24 protein-coding genes are annotated in these 18435 nt (G+C 39.5%); all 24 read left to right on the top strand.

All coding sequences use genetic code 11. The features are described from left to right. The first annotated feature begins 75 nt into the window (after positions 1 to 75). The 24 genes from MP622_RS07330 to cmk all read left to right on the top strand — a co-directional run bounded on the left by MP622_RS07330 (position 76) and on the right by cmk (position 18429). Positions 76 to 1092: a phosphotransferase gene (locus tag MP622_RS07330; protein ID WP_016167669.1), complete on the top strand. Its 1017-nt coding sequence runs from the start codon at positions 76 to 78 to the stop codon at positions 1090 to 1092. Further along, positions 1089 to 1778, top strand: a complete 690-nt coding sequence (murU, locus tag MP622_RS07325) for an N-acetylmuramate alpha-1-phosphate uridylyltransferase MurU (RefSeq protein ID WP_243793258.1) — start codon at positions 1089 to 1091, stop codon at positions 1776 to 1778. Before MP622_RS07330 ends, murU begins: the two co-directional genes overlap by 4 nt. A gap of 85 nt (positions 1779 to 1863) precedes the next feature. Next, positions 1864 to 2496 carry a 16S rRNA (guanine(527)-N(7))-methyltransferase RsmG gene (gene rsmG / locus MP622_RS07320; protein ID WP_104442222.1) on the top strand — a complete coding sequence of 211 codons (633 nt, stop codon included), beginning with the start codon at positions 1864 to 1866 and terminating at the stop codon, positions 2494 to 2496. A gap of 25 nt (positions 2497 to 2521) precedes the next feature. Further along, on the top strand, positions 2522 to 3304 hold the full coding sequence (locus tag MP622_RS07315; protein ID WP_151504901.1) for a ParA family protein: 783 nt from the start codon (positions 2522 to 2524) through the stop codon (positions 3302 to 3304). Next, complete coding sequence (locus MP622_RS07310) at positions 3301 to 4188, top strand: ParB/RepB/Spo0J family partition protein (RefSeq protein ID WP_243793257.1); 888 nt, start codon at positions 3301 to 3303, stop codon at positions 4186 to 4188. The genes MP622_RS07315 and MP622_RS07310 overlap by 4 nt, the downstream gene beginning before the upstream one ends. A gap of 26 nt (positions 4189 to 4214) precedes the next feature. After that, positions 4215 to 4853 carry a MotA/TolQ/ExbB proton channel family protein gene (locus MP622_RS07305; RefSeq protein WP_044740038.1) on the top strand — a complete coding sequence of 213 codons (639 nt, stop codon included), beginning with the start codon at positions 4215 to 4217 and terminating at the stop codon, positions 4851 to 4853. Positions 4854 to 4861: 8 nt separating this feature from the next. Then, positions 4862 to 5284, top strand: coding sequence for a biopolymer transporter ExbD (locus tag MP622_RS07300; protein WP_016167675.1), 423 nt, complete (start codon positions 4862 to 4864; stop codon positions 5282 to 5284). After that, positions 5284 to 7011, top strand: a complete 1728-nt coding sequence (gene msbA / locus MP622_RS07295; protein ID WP_243793256.1) for a lipid A export permease/ATP-binding protein MsbA — start codon at positions 5284 to 5286, stop codon at positions 7009 to 7011. Before MP622_RS07300 ends, msbA begins: the two co-directional genes overlap by 1 nt. A 2-nt stretch (positions 7012 to 7013) precedes the next feature. Continuing rightward, positions 7014 to 8018: a tetraacyldisaccharide 4'-kinase gene (lpxK, locus tag MP622_RS07290; RefSeq protein ID WP_243793254.1), complete on the top strand. Its 1005-nt coding sequence runs from the start codon at positions 7014 to 7016 to the stop codon at positions 8016 to 8018. Positions 8019 to 8027: 9 nt separating this feature from the next. After that, positions 8028 to 8789, top strand: coding sequence for a 3-deoxy-manno-octulosonate cytidylyltransferase (gene kdsB / locus MP622_RS07285; RefSeq protein WP_044740035.1), 762 nt, complete (start codon positions 8028 to 8030; stop codon positions 8787 to 8789). A gap of 12 nt (positions 8790 to 8801) precedes the next feature. Further along, positions 8802 to 9788 carry a DNA polymerase III subunit delta' gene (locus MP622_RS07280; RefSeq protein ID WP_243793483.1) on the top strand — a complete coding sequence of 329 codons (987 nt, stop codon included), beginning with the start codon at positions 8802 to 8804 and terminating at the stop codon, positions 9786 to 9788. An 11-nt stretch (positions 9789 to 9799) separates the two neighbouring features. After that, complete coding sequence (locus MP622_RS07275) at positions 9800 to 10141, top strand: PilZ domain-containing protein (protein WP_016167680.1); 342 nt, start codon at positions 9800 to 9802, stop codon at positions 10139 to 10141. Positions 10142 to 10166: 25 nt separating this feature from the next. Next, a complete protein-coding gene (locus MP622_RS07270; protein WP_044740034.1) occupies positions 10167 to 10940 on the top strand; it encodes a TatD family hydrolase in 774 nt (257 codons plus the stop codon). Between the two features lie 54 nt (positions 10941 to 10994). Beyond that, on the top strand, positions 10995 to 11594 hold the full coding sequence (locus MP622_RS07265; RefSeq protein WP_016167682.1) for a TetR/AcrR family transcriptional regulator: 600 nt from the start codon (positions 10995 to 10997) through the stop codon (positions 11592 to 11594). 11 nt (positions 11595 to 11605) lie between these two features. After that, positions 11606 to 12157, top strand: coding sequence for a prepilin-type N-terminal cleavage/methylation domain-containing protein (locus MP622_RS07260; protein ID WP_243793253.1), 552 nt, complete (start codon positions 11606 to 11608; stop codon positions 12155 to 12157). Beyond that, positions 12147 to 12518, top strand: a complete 372-nt coding sequence (gene gspI / locus MP622_RS07255; RefSeq protein ID WP_243793251.1) for a type II secretion system minor pseudopilin GspI — start codon at positions 12147 to 12149, stop codon at positions 12516 to 12518. Before MP622_RS07260 ends, gspI begins: the two co-directional genes overlap by 11 nt. Before the next feature lie 2 nt (positions 12519 to 12520). Beyond that, positions 12521 to 13147: a type II secretion system minor pseudopilin GspJ gene (gene gspJ / locus MP622_RS07250; protein WP_044740030.1), complete on the top strand. Its 627-nt coding sequence runs from the start codon at positions 12521 to 12523 to the stop codon at positions 13145 to 13147. 41 nt (positions 13148 to 13188) lie between these two features. After that, positions 13189 to 14136 (top strand): type II secretion system minor pseudopilin GspK, encoded by a 948-nt coding sequence (gene gspK / locus MP622_RS07245; protein WP_044740029.1) that lies wholly within the window; start codon positions 13189 to 13191, stop codon positions 14134 to 14136. A 108-nt stretch (positions 14137 to 14244) separates the two neighbouring features. Continuing rightward, a complete protein-coding gene (locus MP622_RS07240) occupies positions 14245 to 14841 on the top strand; it encodes a 6-carboxytetrahydropterin synthase (protein ID WP_044740028.1) in 597 nt (198 codons plus the stop codon). A 42-nt stretch (positions 14842 to 14883) separates the two neighbouring features. Continuing rightward, the gene (gene ung / locus MP622_RS07235) at positions 14884 to 15597 is read left to right on the top strand and encodes a uracil-DNA glycosylase (RefSeq protein WP_104442218.1); all 714 of its coding nucleotides are present in this window, start codon (positions 14884 to 14886) and stop codon (positions 15595 to 15597) included. After that, positions 15594 to 16718, top strand: coding sequence for an enoyl-CoA hydratase/isomerase family protein (locus tag MP622_RS07230; RefSeq protein WP_016167689.1), 1125 nt, complete (start codon positions 15594 to 15596; stop codon positions 16716 to 16718). Before ung ends, MP622_RS07230 begins: the two co-directional genes overlap by 4 nt. 4 nt (positions 16719 to 16722) lie before the next feature. Then, positions 16723 to 17238 (top strand): tRNA adenosine(34) deaminase TadA, encoded by a 516-nt coding sequence (gene tadA, locus MP622_RS07225; protein ID WP_243793249.1) that lies wholly within the window; start codon positions 16723 to 16725, stop codon positions 17236 to 17238. A 57-nt stretch (positions 17239 to 17295) separates the two neighbouring features. Next, positions 17296 to 17727: an SRPBCC family protein gene (locus MP622_RS07220; RefSeq protein ID WP_243793245.1), complete on the top strand. Its 432-nt coding sequence runs from the start codon at positions 17296 to 17298 to the stop codon at positions 17725 to 17727. Between the two features lie 18 nt (positions 17728 to 17745). Beyond that, positions 17746 to 18429 carry a (d)CMP kinase gene (gene cmk, locus MP622_RS07215; RefSeq protein ID WP_243793243.1) on the top strand — a complete coding sequence of 228 codons (684 nt, stop codon included), beginning with the start codon at positions 17746 to 17748 and terminating at the stop codon, positions 18427 to 18429. Positions 18430 to 18435 lie beyond the last annotated feature (6 nt).

The following is an 18435-nucleotide window of genomic DNA, read 5'->3' as shown; positions in this document are numbered from 1 at the left end:
CATCATAGAGAAAAAGTTGATAAGTGGCTACACTTAGCACTTTAAAAACTCAGCCTGTATTAGAATTTATCGCAAATGAATACACAACGTGAACAATTGATACAAACATGGATTACATCTGTACTTGGTTCAGATCAATTTGAAATTAATTTTTTAGCAGGCGATGCAAGCTTCCGTCGTTATGCACGAATCAATTTGAATCATAAAACATTTATGTTGATGGATGCACCTCCTGAGAAAGAAGATTGTGTACCTTTTGTGTCGATTGATGAATTTTTTGATGCACATGGTGTACGTGTACCCCATATTGTGGCGAAAGATTTAGAGCAAGGTCTGTTGTTGCTTGAAGATTTTGGCGATGTGTTGTTATCAACCCAGTTAGATGAAAACACCGTCGATGCACATTATGAGCAAAGCTTTAAACAGTTGATTCAATTACAGTCAATTAATGGTGAGGGACATTTCCCCGCATATTCTTATGAAAAGTTAATGACTGAAATGTCGTTATTAACCGATTGGCTGCTGCCAAGTTTACAGATTCAACCTTCGGAAGAGGAATCTGCGCTGATTAAAAGAACATTTGCGATTTTAGCTAATGCTGCTTTGGCCCAGCCACAAGTGATTGTACATCGTGATTTCCATAGTCGTAATCTCATGCTTTTGGCAGACGAGCAAGAGCAAGGTGTGATTGACTTTCAAGATGCGGTGATTGGTGCAGATACTTATGATCTAATTTCAATTACGCGTGATGCTTATGTACAGTGGGATCCTGTGCGCGTGTATGGTTGGTTTAAAGTGTTTTATGACTTATTGCCTGTTTCTGCGAAAGAAGGTCGTGACTTTGAGCAGTTTAAGCAAGATGCAGACCTAATGGCGATTCAGCGCCACATCAAGATTTTAGGCATTTTTGTACGTTTGTTTGAACGCGATGGAAAATCGGGGTATCTCAAAGATTTACCGCGAGTGATGTGGTATTTGCTGGAAGAAAGCAAGCCATATGCAGAATTACAACCATTTATGCAGTTCATTCGGGTTAAAGTTATGCCAAAATTTGAACAAAAATATGGCAAATACGAGGTCGTTGCTGCATGAAAGCCATGATTTTAGCTGCGGGATTGGGCAATCGGATGCGTCCCTTAACGCTGTATAAACCTAAGCCTTTACTCGAAGTTGGTGGTAAGCCACTGATTGTATGGCATATTGAAAAACTCAAAGAAATTGGTGTGACAGACATCGTGATCAATTCTGCATGGTTGGCTGATGTGTTGATTGGTGCATTAGGTGATGGCTCGCAATTTGGTGTAAATATTTTTTGGACACGCGAAGAAGAAGGTTTAGAAACAGCGGGTGGCATTATTAATGCATTGCCTTTATTGGGAACAGAACCTTTTATTCTAGTCAATGGTGATGTCTGGACGACCTTTGACTTTGCTTCATTACTGGAAATACAACTTGATCAGGATTTGGCGCATTTGGTCTTTGTGAAAAATCCCCCACAGCATTTACAGGGTGATTTCACATTGGTGAATGGACGAGCATATACTTTTGAACAAGCACAGCAAGGCGAAGATTTAACCTATAGTGGTGTGGCTGTTTTACATCCGCAGATGTTTGCTGGCTTGGAAAATGGTAAACGTCCTTTGGCGCCTTTATTGAAACAGGCGATGCTAGATGGTCGAGTTTCTGCAGAAAAAATGCATGCTTCATGGGTTGATGTGGGCACGCCAGAGCGTTTAACTGCTCTAGATTTGCAGATTCGACAAGGCATGTATGCTTAAGTGAATATTCACTAAGCACAAGCCACTATGACTTCATGGATAAATCGGTATACTTCACCTAACATTTTCGAGACGTTAATTGTATATGCACATGTTTTTTCAAGAACTAAAGCAGGGTAGTCAAACTTTAGGTTTAGAGCTCAGCGAAGAGACTTTAAATTTATTACTCAAATACCAAGACGCTTTAGTCCTTTGGAATAAGGCGTATAACTTGACAGCAATTCGTGATCCTAAAGAAATGCTGGTCAAGCATTTGCTTGATAGCCTCAGTATTTTAAAAGACTTGCCAGAAGGTCGCTTGCTCGATATTGGTACTGGTGGTGGTATGCCAGGCATGATCATTGCATTATGTCAGCCTGAACGTAGCTGTGTGTTATTAGACTCGAACGGTAAAAAAATTCGTTTCTTAAAGCAGTTTATTGCAGACTTAAAATTAAAAAATGTGGTTGCTGTACAAACGCGTGTTGAAGATGAAGGTAGTATTCAAAATTTAGGAAAGTTTGATGTCATTACCAGTCGAGCATTTGCTTCGCTGACTGACTTTGTAACTGCATCTAAGCCATATATGCATGAAAAGAGCATCATTGCATCAATGAAAGGTTTGATTCCTCAAGATGAAATTATCGCGTTAAAAGATGAATATAGTTGTGAAGTGATCGAGTTAAAAGTTCCTCGATTAGATGAGCAACGCCATTTATTATTATTGAAACAGATTTAATTATTTTCGAAGGACTGGGGTTACCATGGCTCAAATTATTGCGATTGCGAACCAAAAAGGTGGCGTAGGAAAAACCACAACCGCAGTTAATTTGGCAGCATCATTAGCCGTGCTGAAAAAAAGAGTTTTACTTGTGGACATGGATTCACAGGGTAACGCCACAATGGGGTCAGGCATTCAAAAGAATGACCTATTATATTCAGTAACAGATGTACTTTTGGGTGAAGTGCCAATTGAAACGGCAATTACCAAAGCAGAAGTAGGTTATAAAGTTCTTGGGGCAAACCGAGATTTGGCGGGTGTAGAGCTTGCAATTGCCGAGCAAGAGGGTCGTGAGTTCATTTTGCGTGATGCTTTACAAAGTATTGATCATGCCTTTGATTATATTATTGTGGACTGTGCGCCAAGTTTAAGCTTAATTACAGTAAATGCATTAGCTGCCGTTCAAGGTGTCATTATTCCAATGCAATGTGAATATTATGCATTAGAAGGCTTGGCAGACTTAACCCAGACCATTGACCGTATTCAACAGGCTTTGAATCCGCAGTTAGAAATTGTGGGTGTGTTACGCACCATGTATGACGGTCGTAATGCTTTAACCCGTGATGTATCAGCTGAACTAGAACAGTATTTTGGTAAAAAGCTATATGACTGTGTGATTCCGCGTAATGTACGTCTGGCTGAAGCACCTGCTCACGGTTTACCGATTATTTATTTTGAAAAAAGTTCCAAGGGTGCAGTTGCCTATTTAAATTTAGCAGCTGAGATTTTAAAGAAAAGCAAAGTGAAGAAAGGAAGTAAAGCATGACCTTAAAAAAACGCGGACTTGCCAAAGGTCGTGGTTTGGATGCCTTACTTGGGTCAATCCAAAAAGAAAAACTACAACTTGAAGTGCAAGCATTAGATCATGGTCAGCTAAAACAAATTGATGTTAATTTGCTTAGACGTGGCGAATATCAACCGCGTCGATTTATTCAGGAAAATGATTTACAAGAATTAGCTGCATCCATTAAAAAACATGGCGTGATGCAACCAATTGTGATTCGTCCGATTGCCGATGAAGAGTACCCGTACGAGATCATTGCGGGTGAGCGTCGTTGGCGTGCAGCTCAATTGGCGGGATTGACTGAAATTCCAGCATTAGTTCGTGATTTGAATGATCAAGTCGCAATTGCTTTGGCGTTGATTGAAAATATTCAACGTCAAGATTTGAACCCAATTGATCAAGCACTTGCCTTACAGCGCTTCCATGATGAATTTGGTTTAAGTCATCAAGAAATTGCAGACACTGTGGGTAAAGCACGTACCACAGTGAGTAATTTGTTGCGTTTGTTGACGCTGGCTGAATCTGTCAAAGATATGATGCAACAAGGTCAACTTGATATGGGGCATGCGCGAGCAATTCTGACTTTGAAGGCGAAAGAACAAATAAAAGTCGCAGAGTTGGTGATTGCTAAAAGCTTATCGGTACGTCAAACAGAGCAACTTGTACGTGATTTGACTGCACCAAAAACTGAAAAAGCGAAAACTGAGATTGCACCAGATTTACAGCAGCTTACACAGCGTTTAGCTGAGCGCTTTAGTGCAGATGTAAAAATTGATCATAATAAACAGGGTAAAGGCAAACTCGTGATTCATTATCATTCACTCGATGAGCTGGATGGTATTTTGAATATTTGTTTAGCTGATTAATATTTTAAAATTCTTGGGGAAGAATAATGTGGGAATTAGTAAAAGCTGGTGGATGGTTAATGATTCCACTGGTTTTGTGTTCCATTTTTACAGTAGCGATCACCATTGAGCGTTTTATTCGTTTGAAACGTTCAATGGTATTACCAAAAGAGTTGTTGTTGAGTGGTGGGCAGGATGTACATCAAGTCGTACAACAATTACAAAATAATCAAAACTTGCAGTTAAGTAGTCTTGGACGCATTTTAGTTTCTGGTTTAAATAGTCAAAAGCAAACAGAGCAATATGCACGTGCCCAAATGGAAGCAACAGCATCACAAGAAATTGGTTTTTTAGAAAAAAATATTAATTTCTTAGGCACTTTAAGTGCGGTTGCGCCACTCTTGGGATTATTGGGAACAGTTGTGGGGATTATTGAATCCTTTTTAGTCATTGATATGGGAAGCAACAGTAACCCAACCATGATGATTCCAGGGATTTCAAAAGCTTTAATTACCACAGCTGCGGGCATGTTGATCGCAATTCCAGCTTTATTTGCCTATCGTTATTTTCAGCGTTTGGTACAGGAATATGTAGCAGAATTAGAGCAGCAATCTACCTTATTTCATGCAGCACTTTACTACCAAAACTCTGCTGTTGAAGAGCAAGAACTTCGTAAAGCAGGCTAAGGTGAAATATGAAATTCAAGCGTAGGCAAGTTGAAGATATTCATATTAATTTGACACCAATGATTGACTGTTTATTGTTTATCTTGGTGTTTTTACTGTTATCGACCACATTTAATCAGTTTAGTCGCATGAACCTGACGTTGCCCGATGCGCAAGGCGTTCCACCGAAGCAATACAATCAAAAGATTGAAGTGATTGTGGACTCTTCAGGGCACTATGCCGTGAATGGACAGGCCTTATCGAGTAAAGAAGTTGCTGATTTAAGTACTGCAATTAAACAGATCTCTAATGAGCGACGTGATTTAATGTTTGTGATTGCTGCTGATGCAAAAGCTACGCATCAAGATGTCATCCGTGTCATGGATGTTGCAGGGCAACTCGGTTTTGTGAATATTAATATCAGTACCAAAGTACCATCTCGAGGTTATTAGTGAATCAGGATTTCAAGGTCTATCTGCGTCTTCTGAGCTATCTGAAGCGATTTTGGGGCGTAGCGATTTTAATCGTCATTGGTTTTGCTATTAACGCAGCAACCGAAGTATCAATTGCCAAGTTGCTGGAAAAAATTATTACAGCCATTCAACATCGGGATCAGGGTTTTACCAACCTTATCCCATTTTTGGTTGTGTTATTGATGTTCTTTCGAGGTGTAGGATCCTTCATTGGTGGCTATTTTACGGCGGTTATTTCACGAAATTTAGTTTTTGATATTCGTCAGGAAGTGTTTGCCAAGCTATTACGTTTGCCTTCGCAATACTACTTAGACAATACCAGCGGACACATTACCGCCAAAATTATGTATAACGTGGAGCAGCTCACCGCTGCTTCATCTGAATCGCTAAAGACCATTGTTCAACAGGGCTTAATTACCTTGGGGTTGTTGGGATATTTGATTTATACCAACTGGCGCTTAACCTTAATTATTCTGATTTTCGCGCCATTAATTGGTTTGTTGATTCGTAAAGCATCAAAACGTATGCGTAAATTGTCATTACAAGTGCAAGACACGATGGGTGACGTTAACCATGTCGTGCAAGAAACGGTCAATGGTAATGTGGTGGTGAAAGGTTTTGGTGGACAAGCTTATGAACAAGAGCGTTTTAAAGCGACATCTGTTGAAAACCTAAAACGTGGTTTGAAAATGGTTGTGGTACAGCAGTTGAACAGCCCAGTAGTGCAGTTCATTATGTCCATTGCTATGAGTATTATTATGTGGATTGCCTTGCGTCCTGAAATTTTGCGAGATACCACAGCGGGCGAATTCGTTGCCTATATTACTGCTGCAGGTATGCTAAGTAAGCCAATTAAAGCTTTAACCGATGTGAATGAAAAACTGCAACGTGGTATGGCGGCTGCGCATTCAGTTTTTGAATTAATTGATTTACCAGAAGAAAAAAATACGGGGACTTTAACACCAGTATTACAAGGTAATATCCAGTTTAAAGATGTTAACTTGGTTTATTCTGATGGTCATCATGCCATTCATGATTTTAATTTGCAGGTTAAAGCAGGTGAAACGGTTGCGTTGGTTGGACGGTCGGGTGCGGGTAAAACATCTTTAGTCAACTTGTTGCCACGTTTTCAAGAGTTAAGTTCGGGTCAGCTATTGTTAGATCAATATCCAATTGATGACATTGAAGTGAATTGTTTGCGTTCGCAAATTGCGATGGTGAATCAGCAAGTTGTGTTATTTAACCGTACAGTGCGTGAAAATATTGCCTATGGTTTATTGCAAGATGCAACTGACGAGCAAGTGATTACTGCTGCGAAAGCCGCTTATGCACATGATTTTATTATGGCGTTACCGCAGGGTTATGATACGCAACTTGGTGCGCAAGGCTTAAATTTATCGGGTGGACAACGACAACGAATTGCAATCGCACGTGCGATTTTGAAAAACGCACCGATTTTAATTTTAGATGAAGCAACTAGCGCATTAGATAACGAATCGGAATACTTTATTCAGCGAGCGTTTGATTCAGCAATGCAAAACCGGACTACGATTGTTATTGCACATCGATTATCAACAATTGAGAGTGCTGATCGAATTGTGGTGATGGATCAGGGGCGTATTGTTGAGCATGGCTCTCACGTAGAGTTAATCGAAAAACGTGGTGCATACTTCCAGTTACATCAACGTAATTTTGAGGAAAATTAAGCATGTCGGTGGCACAACTTATTCAAAATGCTTGGAATAGACAAGCAAAGTGGTTAATTGTGCTACGTCCTTTGTCATGCTTGTATCATTTTGGTTTTTGGGTGAATCAAAAGCTTTATGAAAAAGGGATAAAATCAGTTTATACAGCACCAGTGCCAGTCATGATTATTGGTAACATTACTGTGGGGGGAAGTGGAAAAACACCGCTCTTAATCCATTTAGTGAATTACTTACAGTCCCAAAATGTACGCGTAGGAATTATTAGTCGCGGTTATGGTGGCAAAGGGCCATTCCCTGCATATGTAGGGTTGGATGCTACACCAGATCAAGTGGGTGACGAACCGTGTCTGATTGTACAATCTACTGGCGCTGCGATGGCAGTGGGGTCAAATCGTCAACAAAGCATAGAGCTGCTGTTGGCTAAGCATGAGCTAGATCTCATTATTAGTGATGATGGTTTACAACATCACGCGCTTGCACGACAACTTGAATGGATTGTATTAGATCGTAATCGTGGTTTAGGTAATGAAAAATTGTTGCCTGAAGGTTATTTACGTGAACCGAAAAGCCGTTTAAATACTGGAACAGTGATTGAACATGCTGCTCAGCCTGAAACAGAGCTGAATATGCACTTAGAAGTTGCAACACCTTACTTGCTGAATGCCTATGAAGCGCGAACCTTTGATCCTACACAAGATTTTTATGCCGTTGTGGGGATTGGCTTTCCGCAGCGTTTTTACCATACGCTTGAGTCTTTAGGTGTGGAACAGTTTCAGTGCCATGAATTTCCAGATCATTATGATTATGATCTAACAGATTTACAGTTTGAAGATACCAATCCGATTATTACTACGGAAAAAGATGCAGTTAAACTGCTGCCTATTTTAAAACATCACCCAGATTTTAATCGTGAAATTTGGGTAGTGCCCGTTGAAGCTGTACTTTCAAGTGCATGTTATCGTGTGCTTAATCAGCAACTGGCTGATTTAGGCATTTCAATTGAATAAGAGTAAATTATGAAGCATATCGTCATTCCTGCGCGTTTTTCCAGTTCAAGATTACCAGGTAAACCATTATTAGAAATTCATGGTCGTCCAATGATTTTACGTGTGGTTGATCAAGCAAAAAAAGTGCAAGGTTTCGATGATTTGTGTGTGGCGACAGACGATGTACGTATTGCTGAAGTGTGTCGTGCGGAAGGTGTAGATGTTGTACTGACCAGTGCAGACCACCCATCAGGTACAGACCGTTTAAGTGAAGTGGCGCGTTTAAAAGGTTGGGATAAAGACGATATCATTGTGAATGTACAGGGCGATGAACCATTGTTGCCTGCGACATTGGTGAAGCAGGTAGCGGAGCTTTTGGTTGCGCAACCTGATTGTTCGATGTCCACTTTGTGTGAGCCAATACATAGTCTAGATGAATTCCAGCGCGACAGCATTGTGAAGGTGGTCAAATCTAAGTTTAATCAGGCGCTTTATTTTAGTCGTGCGACCATTCCTTATGACAGAGATGGAGCTAAACTGAGTCATCCAGAGCTGCATCAACAAGCGTTTCGTCATTTAGGTTTATATGCCTACCGTGTTAGTTTATTGCAAGAATATGTCACTTGGGACATGGGTGTTTTAGAAAAATTAGAAAGTCTTGAGCAACTACGTGTATTGGAAAATGGACATCGTATTGCCATTGCTGTTGCAGAAGCGAATTTACCACCTGGTGTAGATACGCAAGCGGATTTAGATCGCTTAAACAGCATGGATGTTGCACATTTTGAATAAGACTGATAGATGATGCAAACCGATATTCAACCACAAGTTTTCTCATGGCAACAACATGTGTGGGACACCTTAACGGGGCGTTTCCCGCAGTTGGGGCATGGTTTATTGTTTTATGGCAAAAAAGGCTGCGGTAAAGAAGCGTTTACCCAATATTTTTTGGCGTGGATTTTGTGCCAACAACGACATCTGCATAATGCACCTTGTGGAGAGTGTGGCAGTTGTCAGTGGTTGAAATCGGATACACATCCGAATTCTGTGTATATCTCTACGGACGAAGAAAATAAAAAGCAGAATGCTAAAATTAAAATTGAAAAAATTCGAGAATTATTGCCATTTGTGCAGCAAACCGTCGATGGTTGGCGAGTAATTGTGATTGATCCAGCCGAAGCCTTAAATACTGCTTCTGCAAATGCGTTGTTAAAAACTCTGGAAGAACCAGGTGATCGAGTTGTCATTATTTTGTTGGCAGAACATTACTTAAAACTACCTGCCACAATTCGTAGTCGATTGCAGCATTTTGCACTAGATCGTATCAGTACAGAGCAAACACAAGCATATTTGTCAGCACATCTTGCTTCAGAGCTGACAGCAGAGCAATTGAACCTATTACTCAATTTATCTAATGATATGCCCTTGCAAGCTTTAGAGTTGGCGCAAAGTCAATGGTTGAATTTACGTCAAGATTTTCTAAATGATTGGCAAAAATTAGTTCAAGATAAACATATGCCTATGGCTATCGCGACTAAATGGCAGAAAGCCTTGCCCTTTGATGATTTTAGTCGCATGTTTGAATACTTGTTGGCTGACCTGATTTGTGTCAAGCTAAATCAACCGATAAAAAATATAGATTTGGAATTGGTGCAGCTTTCTGAGCAATATTCTTTAGAAACGCTTTTTAATTTGTATTCAGATTTACAACAGTCCAAGCAGTTTATTGAGCAAAACGTACAAACAAACTTAGTACTCGATCAACTGTGTATAAAACTAATGAATGTTTAAAGGGGAAAACAATGCAACCACGTATGGGCGGTATTATTCAGGCAAATATTCCAGATAAGGAAACCTTGTACCAATCGTATATGCCTTATGTTGTAGGCGGCGGTTTATTCATTCCTTCAAAACAAGCAGTTAAGTTAGGTGATGAGGTTTTCGTACTCACGACATTGCCAGAACAATCTCAGAAAATTCCCTTAACGGGTAAAGTGATTTGGATATCACAGAAACAAAATGGCATTAAACCACAAGGTTTTGGTATGCAATTATCGGGTGAAAAAGGGGTTTACTTCAAAACCGAAGCTGAAAAAATTCTGGCAGGCTTTAAAGCTGAAGGTCGTTATAGTTACACCATGTAAAGTGGTTGAAAAATAGGAAAAAATTGTGTTTGTAGATACTCATTGTCATTTAACTATGCTAGATCTAACTCCATATGATGGAAATTTGGATATGGCATTGGCACAAGCCCGCGAAGCGGGTGTAACCAAATTCATGGGTATCTCGGTCGATTTAGATGACCATATTGCTTTAGCGCAAATTGCAGCAAGACATGCTGATGTGGGTTATACCGTGGGTGTACATCCATGTGAAGATGCGGCGACCATGGCGCGAGCAACAACTGAATATCTAGTTGAGTTAGCACAAGCAGAAAAGGTTTGGGCACTCGGTGAGACAGGGTTGGATTATTTTCATAGTACCGATTTTGTTCAAGCACAAAAAGAATGTTTTGCCCGTCATATTCATGCTTCTCAAATTGTGAAAAAACCAGTTGTGGTGCATACCCGTTCAGCGAAACATGACACAATTGATATTATTCGTGCAGAAAAATCAACACATGGTATTTTGCATTGTTTTACAGAGGACTGGCCGACAGCGAAAGCTGTTTTAGATTGCGGCTATTATATTTCTTTCTCAGGCATTGTTTCTTTTAAAAATGCGCAGGATTTAAGAGATGTCGCAAAACAAGTTCCTTTAGATCGCGTGCTGATTGAAACGGATAGTCCATATCTGGCACCTGTGCCTTATCGTGGTAAAACAAATGAGCCAAAATATGTGCCATATGTAGCCAAAGCTTTGGCTGATGTATATGATAAGTCACTGGAAGAAATGGCATTGATTACCACACAAAATTTTGAAAACTTGCTGCAATTAAAGTAATAGATTGTGTGGCTTTAGACTGAATATAAGAATTGAAGAGAGTGTAGAGTGAAGATGGATCGTCAAGCTCAGTTTCGAGCAAGAGAAACTTTAATTTTTCAAGTGGCTGAGCAATTATTGCTAGAAAATGGTGAATCAGGCATGACACTCGATGCCTTGGCTGCTGAACTTGATTTAGCCAAAGGCACACTCTACAAACATTTTCAAAGCAAAGATGAGCTGTATATGCTGCTTATTATTCGTAATGAGCGAATGTTGCTAGAGATGATTATGGATTCGGGAAAAGCCTTTCCTGAACACCTTGCATTTTTCATGCTTCATCATCTTCATCATCCTGAACGTACTGTCCTTTTTCATCAAATCGAAGAGCGCCTTTCAATTACAGGGCAAGGTATTCAGCACTTATTCAGTGAGTTATACAAAGTGCGACGTCACCGCTTGCGACTCATTATTAATATGACAGAAACCTATTTGGATTCGATTCAGAGTTTAATGTCTGTACGCGATTATCTGGCGTCAATTTGGTCTTTGACTCATGGTGCTGCTGCGATTTTGAATTCTAGCTTCTATCAGCGCTATCTTGGCTCGCGTGATACTTTACGTGTTGCTTATATTGATCAAGCTCTTGCATTACCCAAACAAGTCAATTCGTAGACATTTAAATCATGAAATACCATCAATATGCTTCGAGTCGAGGTTTTACACTGATTGAGGTAATGGTGGTCATTGTGGTTGTCGCTATTGTGACATCATTAATCATGATGAATTTTGGTGGAATTGATCAGCGTAAAGCCATGCAAGCACGTGAAATTTTCATGATGAATCTGCAACGTATTGCTCGTGAGGCGAACGATCAATCGCTTGTTTTGGCTTTGAATGTACAACCAGCAACAGATGTAAACCCTTTTCGATATACCGTTGTTGAATATCATCCTGCACAAACTGAAGTAAATATGGTTGAGAATCAGCCCACGTGGACTGAGTATTCTGCTTTTAAAATACAGTCTTTACCAGAAGATGTTAGCTTTCAAATACAATCGACAGATTATCAATATGATAAGGCACAGAATTCAACTTTGTTAGATGCTAAGGCACCCCAGTTAATTTGGTTGGGTAATGGCGAAGTTAAACCTGTCAGAATACAATTTTATTTTGCGCAGCAACCGATTGGATCTGAAATTGAAATTGACCATTTAGGTAAAATGAATGAAATCTAAAGGGTTTACACTATTAGAAGTCATGGTGGCTTTGGCGATTTTTGCAACAGCGGCAATTGCATTGACCAAAGTCGCAATGCAATATACGCAAGCAACAGCACAGGCAATTTTACGAACGAAAGCTCAGTTTGTTGCACAGAATGAAATTGCTGAAATGCAAATTAAAGGTGAATGGTTGGATGGTACTCAATCAGAACAACTTTCCCAACAGGGTGAGCATTGGCAAGTAGAGAAAAGCGCACAATCCACAATTAGCCCTAATGTGCAACGCGTAGAAATACAAGTACGTTTGTTTAATACAGAAACTGGTAAGGCAGAAGCGGGAGTTACCCATCTGGTCTTTTTTAATAATAGAACATAATTATGCACAAACGAGCTGGTTTTACTCTGGTTGAGCTGTTGGTTGCTATTGCAATTTTTGCAGTATTATCTGCTTTGGGGTGGAAAGTTTTTGATTATTTAATAAAAGTAAAAGAACGTAATGCTCAACATGAACAAAAACTGGCGAATTTACAACAAGCCTATCAGCAGATTTTAAAAGATAGTATTCAGATTGCACCGTTGACCTCAAATATAAATGGTGAAATTGAACCTGCTTTGGTTTTGCAGAATGAACGTTTTGCTTTTAGTAAAATAGGCGTCACAGATCCGCTATTACAGGGTATTCCAGCAGAGGAACGTATCCAATATCAATATCAGGCAGATACACAACGATTAAATCGATTACGTTCACGTGGTTTAAATGCAGCAACACAGATACAACCTGAGTCGAGTGTATTGCTTGAAAATGTTGAGCAATTTCAGGTGAGAGTATTGAACCCGAATGAACTCACGACTTGGCCTGAATTTGCAGAACAGCAAGATGATTTGGTGCAAAAAAAGAAACTACCAAAGGGAATAAAAATAAATTTAACAGTCAATGGTGTGGCCTATGAATGGGTATTTAGTCTGCTGAATACAGATTATTTAGAGCAGAAACAAAAGAGTTAAAGCGCAGTCAATGTTCATGAATGCACACAATGGGATGTCAAATGAATAAGCAAAAAGGTATCGCATTAATCACGATATTGGTGATGGTGGCTTTAGCTACTATTTTGGCTGCAACGATCGGTCAACGTCAAAAGTTTACAGCAGATAATACAGCTTATTTGATGAGACAAAATCAATCATTGTGGTATGCAAAAAGTGCGGAAACTTTTTTTGCGGAAATGTTAAAAGAAGATGCTGAAAATGCAGGTGATGTGGATTATTTACAAGAAAATTGGGCAAAACCCATGCCTGCATTCCCTGTTGAAGATGGCTACGTGACTGGGCAACTCTATGACGAATCAGGTAAATTTAATCTGAATAATCTGGTGGATGATTCAGGACAAGTCAATGTGGCAGCAAAACAATGGTTCGAGCGATTACTTGTGAATGCGGGGTTAACAGCAGAATTAAGTGAAGCTGTGATTGATTGGCAGGATGCTGATAATGATAATGTAGGGCCGATGGGAGCTGAAGAAAGCTATTATCGTGGGCTTAATAATGCGTATTTGCCAGCAAATACTAAATTTCATGCGGTAGATGAGCTAAAAATGGTTCGAGGGTTTGAAGGTGAAAATTACCTGAAAATTGCACCCTACGTCAGTGCTATATCGGTGAAAGATGCCAAAGTGAATGTGAATACTGCACCTGCAATCGTATTGGCGAGTTTAGGTGAGCATTTAGATGTAAAAGCAGTCCAAGCTGCATTGGAAACCAAGCGACAGAATATGGAGCATTTTTCTAATTTAGAAGAGTTCTGGAAGTTAGAGCCTTTTAATCAGGTTAATTCGGATATACAGAGCTCAGTGCAAGGTCTACTTGGAGTCAAGTCGAGCTATTTTCGTGCCAAAATTGAAGTGATGCTCAGTGAAAGGAAGCGGAAGTTTCAGACATTTTTTTTGAGAGAAGATAAGAAAATTTCAGTATTAAGTCGTTCTCTTACTCCTGAATAAGTAAATTAGAATAGACCGATCATGTTAAATGGGAAAATTAATGTGCTTTGGGTCACTTTTGTTCTATAATTAGCATTATTTCATTGATGACTGATACCATTAAGGCACATGTTAATTCGTAAGTTATTTAAGTTCGAAAATGCGCATATAGTGCGAAATTGCACATCAGATCGCTGCAAGCGTTCGATTCATGGGCATAGCTATAAAGTTGAATTATTACTTAAAGCTTCGAAGTTGGATCATGGTCAAATGGTATATGACTTTGGTTTACTTAAAGGTTTAATCAAAGATATTTTTGACAGTTTTGATCATGCAATTTGTTTTTGGCAACATGATGACTTGGAATATATTCAAGCATGTCAAAAATTTAGTGCACGTTGGGTCTCATTACCAGTTTCGCCATCAGCAGAACAGTTTTCTAGAATATTTTTCTTTTTAGCACAACAAATTTTAGCATCGACTGAAACCCAAAATGGTGAAGGTGATGTTGAAGTTTATTCTGTGATTGTGCATGAAACTGATACAGGTTATGCACAAAGCTTTTTGGAAGATATTGAAAATGAGCAAATGGGAATTTTACGCCTAGACGAAATTATATTTTCTGAGCAAGTACAATCAGAATGGACTGATCCATTCATGTACGACAAGCTGAAACAAGGCTTTAAATTCCAAAATCCAAGTGTGGATTTACAAGTAAAAATTTAATTTAAAAACTAAGAAAGAATTCAAAGGGATTAGGAAATAAGCATGTCTTATACCGATCAACAACTCTACAAGTTGGACAAAGTTCAGCTTGAAGCCAGTTGGAAATATGGACTCAGTGATTTCTTACTCAGCTCAAAAATGGATGAGTTAAGAGATTTTTTGGTGTCAGAAAAACAAGCGCAGAAAGAAATTTATCCACCGAATAGCTTGATTTTTAATGCGTTTAATATGACACCTTTAGAGCAAGTCAAGGTGGTGATTTTGGGGCAAGACCCATATCATGGACCAAATCAGGCGCATGGCTTAAGTTTTTCTGTGCAAAGAGGTGTTGCATTACCTCCATCCTTACGTAATATTTTTCATGAATTACATGCGGATGTTGGTGTAGAAATTCCTCGGCATGGCGATTTAACCCGTTGGGCGGAACAAGGGGTGCTCTTATTAAACAGTGTGCTTACCGTTGAAGCAGGTCAGCCGACTTCACATCAAAAGCGTGGTTGGGAAAATTTTACCGATCATGTTATTGATGTATTAAATGAACAACGTGAACACATCGTATTTATTCTTTGGGGCGCATATGCTCAACGTAAAGGACAAAGAATAGATCCAAATAAGCACCTCATTTTAAAAGCAGCACATCCATCTCCGTTGGCTGCAAATCGTGGTGGTTTTTTTGGATGCAAAGTTTTTTCGAAAACAAATAATTATCTCAAACATAATGGCATTGAGCCTATAAATTGGCAGCTGGACGCATGACACATTCTCCCGTAGTAAAAAATTATCATCCTGACATCCTCGTACAAGAAGCGATTAATGGCTGGCGTATTGTGCGTTTGAATCGCCCAAAGTCATTACATGCTTTAGATGAATCAATCGTCACGGCATTATTGGAAGTATTTCAAGATTTCCATCATGACGATCAAGTAAAAGCTATTTGGTTGGATTCAACCACACCAAAAGCATTTTGTGCGGGTGGAGATGTACGTAAATTGCGTCAGTTGGTCATTAATTCTGAAGTTGCTGCTGCAAATAAATTCTTTGAACAAGAATATGCGCTTGACTTGCTTTTACATAACTATGCAAAGCCTGTATTAGTTTGGGGTGAAGGCTATGTCATGGGTGGTGGCTTAGGATTGTTTATGGCCGCTCCATTCCGTATGGTGACACCATACTCACGTTTAGCGATGCCTGAAATTAATATTGGTTTATATCCTGATGTTGGGGCTACACGTTTCTTGGCAGATCGTGGAGCGATTGGATTATTTACTGGTTTGACTGGTTCGATTATGACGGCTGCTGGTGCTTATAGTATTGGTTGGGCGACGCATATTTGTGATGCACATCGTGATAAAGTGCTAGATAAGCTCATCAATATTGATTGGGGACATTACCCAGCAGGTGATTTCCGTGCAATTGATGACACTTTGAATAGTCTACATAGACCTGTTGGACCCGGGCCATTACAAAACTCTCTGGATGTGATTCAAAGTGTTTGTCGTGGTGTGAATTTTGAACATGATTATGAGTCAATCATAGGGTTACGTGATGCGCGTAGCGATTGGTTGCGTCAAGCCAGTGAAAATTTACAAAAAGGGTCGCCTGCAACTGCTGCACTCACTTGGCTATTATGGCAATGGGGTAAGCAGATTCACTCTTGGAATGAAGTATTTGAATTAGAAACGCAAATTTCTGATTGGAAAATTCGCCATGCAGACTTTGTGGAAGGTGTACGTGCACGTTTGGTAGATAAAGATTTAGCACCTGAATGGACAAAAGGAACAGATTTGTCCCTAAAAGGAATTTTATCTGCAAACCCGCCTGTAACAACGATTGAAAGCTGGAATCAATTGCTGAAACAGTATGGTGTGATTGCCTAATTGAATGGCTGAGTTTGAACTTTATTCCGATGAATATTGGATGCAGCTTGCTTACGAGCAGGCTGCTATAGCTGCATCAGAACAAGAAATTCCTGTGGGCGCTGTTTTAGTGAGTCAGAATCAAATTCTTGGAATGGGACATAATGCACCTATTTCAAAGATCGACCCAACAGCACACGCGGAAATACAAGCAATTCGACAAGCCTGCCTTAATCTGCAAAATTATCGTTTGCCTTCTGATGCAGTTCTATATGTAACTTTAGAGCCTTGTACAATGTGCGTTGGGGCTCTAATACATTCACGTGTTGCAAAGGTGGTATTTGCTGCGACCGAACCCAAAGCAGGTTCTTTGGTTAGTGCACGTAGGTTATTGGAAACAGGTTACTATAACCATCAGTTTGAAGTGGTTTCTGGATGTTTGCAGGAGCAATGTTCTCAGCAGTTGAGTGATTTCTTTAAAATGCGTCGTCAGCAGAAGAGAGAACAAAAAAGACAAGAAAAACTTCAGGGTTCAGATTAATTAAATAAATTCATGTAAAATCTAATGACAATAAAAATTGTCAAAATGGATATATGTATGAATTCAATTCAAGTAAAGAAGAAATTTGAAGCGCCAATTCAACAAGTTTTTGATTTATTAGCAAAACATGCAACATATAATGTTGCTTTTGCTCCCATTCAAGTCGAGCGAATAATCGACTCAAATGATCCACAAAGACCTGATGGTTTAGGTTCGGTTCGTCGAATGGGGATTGGTCCTGTAAAGCCATTGCGCGAAAAAATAACTTTAATGCAAGAAAACCAGCGGATTGAATATAAAATTATCCAAAATCCACTCATTAAGCACCATCTTGGGATTATTGAATTTGAAGCATTGACGCCAGATTCAACATTAGTCACCTATACGATTGAATTACAAGCACGTGTTCCTTTTGTGAATAAATTAATTCTTGCGCAGCTCAAATCTGCGATTAAACTAGGTTTTTCTAAACTCGCGAAATCTGTATAAGGCAACAACGGAAAAGCAATGACAGTTAAAATTATTACGATTGATGGACCTAGCGGTTCGGGTAAAGGTACTTTGGCGGCTAAATTAGCTGCACATTATCAATTTCATTTATTAGATTCTGGTGCTTTATATCGGTTGCTCGGCCTGTCATTGCATAAACAAGGCTTATTGGAAGAAATTGATTCCCATCTTGATCATTGTGCAGAAATTGCAACAAATTTAGACATACAATTTGTAACAACCCCAAATGAAACACAAATTTTGTTAGATGGTGAAGATGTCACTCAAACTATTCGTACGGAGCGAGTGGGTGAGTTTGCCTCAAAAGTTGCTGCAATTCCTGTGCTTAGAACAGCATTATTCGAGCGCCAGCGTGCCTTTGCACAAGCGCCAGGCTTGGTCGCAGATGGTCGCGATATGGCAACTTCAATTTTTCCAGAAGCGCCAGCGAAGATTTATTTGACTGCTTCAGCACAATCCAGAGCTGAGCGTCGGGTAAAACAGTTGCAGGGCATGGGGCTGGATGTTAAAATAAACGACATTTTAGCTAATATTGAAGCTCGCGATAAACGAGATATGGAACGTGAAGTCGCTCCACTCAGACCCGCAGTAGATGCTTTGATTATTGATAGCTCTGAATTAAACATTGATGAAGTGTTTAATCTTATGACTCAATATATCGATAAGCAGTTAGCCAAGTAAAGAAAT

The organism is Acinetobacter sp. PK01, from assembly GCF_022819285.1.
Taxonomy (GTDB): Bacteria; Pseudomonadota; Gammaproteobacteria; order Pseudomonadales; family Moraxellaceae; genus Acinetobacter; species Acinetobacter tandoii.
The sequence above is the reverse complement of the archived record's forward strand: the minus strand, read 5'-3'. Positions and strand labels throughout refer to the sequence as shown.

What these genes read in the sequence shown, in the direction of transcription:
- MP622_RS07330 (WP_016167669.1), top strand. Translation starts at nt 76, where the DNA reads ATGAATACACAACGTGAACAATTGATACAAACATGGATTACATCTGTA.
- murU (WP_243793258.1), top strand. Translation starts at nt 1,089, where the DNA reads ATGAAAGCCATGATTTTAGCTGCGGGATTGGGCAATCGGATGCGTCCC.
- ung (WP_104442218.1), top strand. Translation starts at nt 14,884, where the DNA reads ATGTCTTATACCGATCAACAACTCTACAAGTTGGACAAAGTTCAGCTT.
- MP622_RS07240 (WP_044740028.1), top strand. Translation starts at nt 14,245, where the DNA reads ATGTTAATTCGTAAGTTATTTAAGTTCGAAAATGCGCATATAGTGCGA.
- MP622_RS07260 (WP_243793253.1), top strand. Translation starts at nt 11,606, where the DNA reads ATGAAATACCATCAATATGCTTCGAGTCGAGGTTTTACACTGATTGAG.
- MP622_RS07305 (WP_044740038.1), top strand. Translation starts at nt 4,215, where the DNA reads ATGTGGGAATTAGTAAAAGCTGGTGGATGGTTAATGATTCCACTGGTT.
- gspI (WP_243793251.1), top strand. Translation starts at nt 12,147, where the DNA reads ATGAAATCTAAAGGGTTTACACTATTAGAAGTCATGGTGGCTTTGGCG.
- MP622_RS07315 (WP_151504901.1), top strand. Translation starts at nt 2,522, where the DNA reads ATGGCTCAAATTATTGCGATTGCGAACCAAAAAGGTGGCGTAGGAAAA.
- MP622_RS07275 (WP_016167680.1), top strand. Translation starts at nt 9,800, where the DNA reads ATGCAACCACGTATGGGCGGTATTATTCAGGCAAATATTCCAGATAAG.
- MP622_RS07300 (WP_016167675.1), top strand. Translation starts at nt 4,862, where the DNA reads ATGAAATTCAAGCGTAGGCAAGTTGAAGATATTCATATTAATTTGACA.
- MP622_RS07265 (WP_016167682.1), top strand. Translation starts at nt 10,995, where the DNA reads ATGGATCGTCAAGCTCAGTTTCGAGCAAGAGAAACTTTAATTTTTCAA.
- MP622_RS07220 (WP_243793245.1), top strand. Translation starts at nt 17,296, where the DNA reads ATGAATTCAATTCAAGTAAAGAAGAAATTTGAAGCGCCAATTCAACAA.
- kdsB (WP_044740035.1), top strand. Translation starts at nt 8,028, where the DNA reads ATGAAGCATATCGTCATTCCTGCGCGTTTTTCCAGTTCAAGATTACCA.
- gspJ (WP_044740030.1), top strand. Translation starts at nt 12,521, where the DNA reads ATGCACAAACGAGCTGGTTTTACTCTGGTTGAGCTGTTGGTTGCTATT.
- MP622_RS07280 (WP_243793483.1), top strand. Translation starts at nt 8,802, where the DNA reads ATGCAAACCGATATTCAACCACAAGTTTTCTCATGGCAACAACATGTG.
- tadA (WP_243793249.1), top strand. Translation starts at nt 16,723, where the DNA reads ATGGCTGAGTTTGAACTTTATTCCGATGAATATTGGATGCAGCTTGCT.
- MP622_RS07230 (WP_016167689.1), top strand. Translation starts at nt 15,594, where the DNA reads ATGACACATTCTCCCGTAGTAAAAAATTATCATCCTGACATCCTCGTA.
- gspK (WP_044740029.1), top strand. Translation starts at nt 13,189, where the DNA reads ATGAATAAGCAAAAAGGTATCGCATTAATCACGATATTGGTGATGGTG.
- rsmG (WP_104442222.1), top strand. Translation starts at nt 1,864, where the DNA reads ATGCACATGTTTTTTCAAGAACTAAAGCAGGGTAGTCAAACTTTAGGT.
- cmk (WP_243793243.1), top strand. Translation starts at nt 17,746, where the DNA reads ATGACAGTTAAAATTATTACGATTGATGGACCTAGCGGTTCGGGTAAA.
- MP622_RS07310 (WP_243793257.1), top strand. Translation starts at nt 3,301, where the DNA reads ATGACCTTAAAAAAACGCGGACTTGCCAAAGGTCGTGGTTTGGATGCC.
- lpxK (WP_243793254.1), top strand. Translation starts at nt 7,014, where the DNA reads ATGTCGGTGGCACAACTTATTCAAAATGCTTGGAATAGACAAGCAAAG.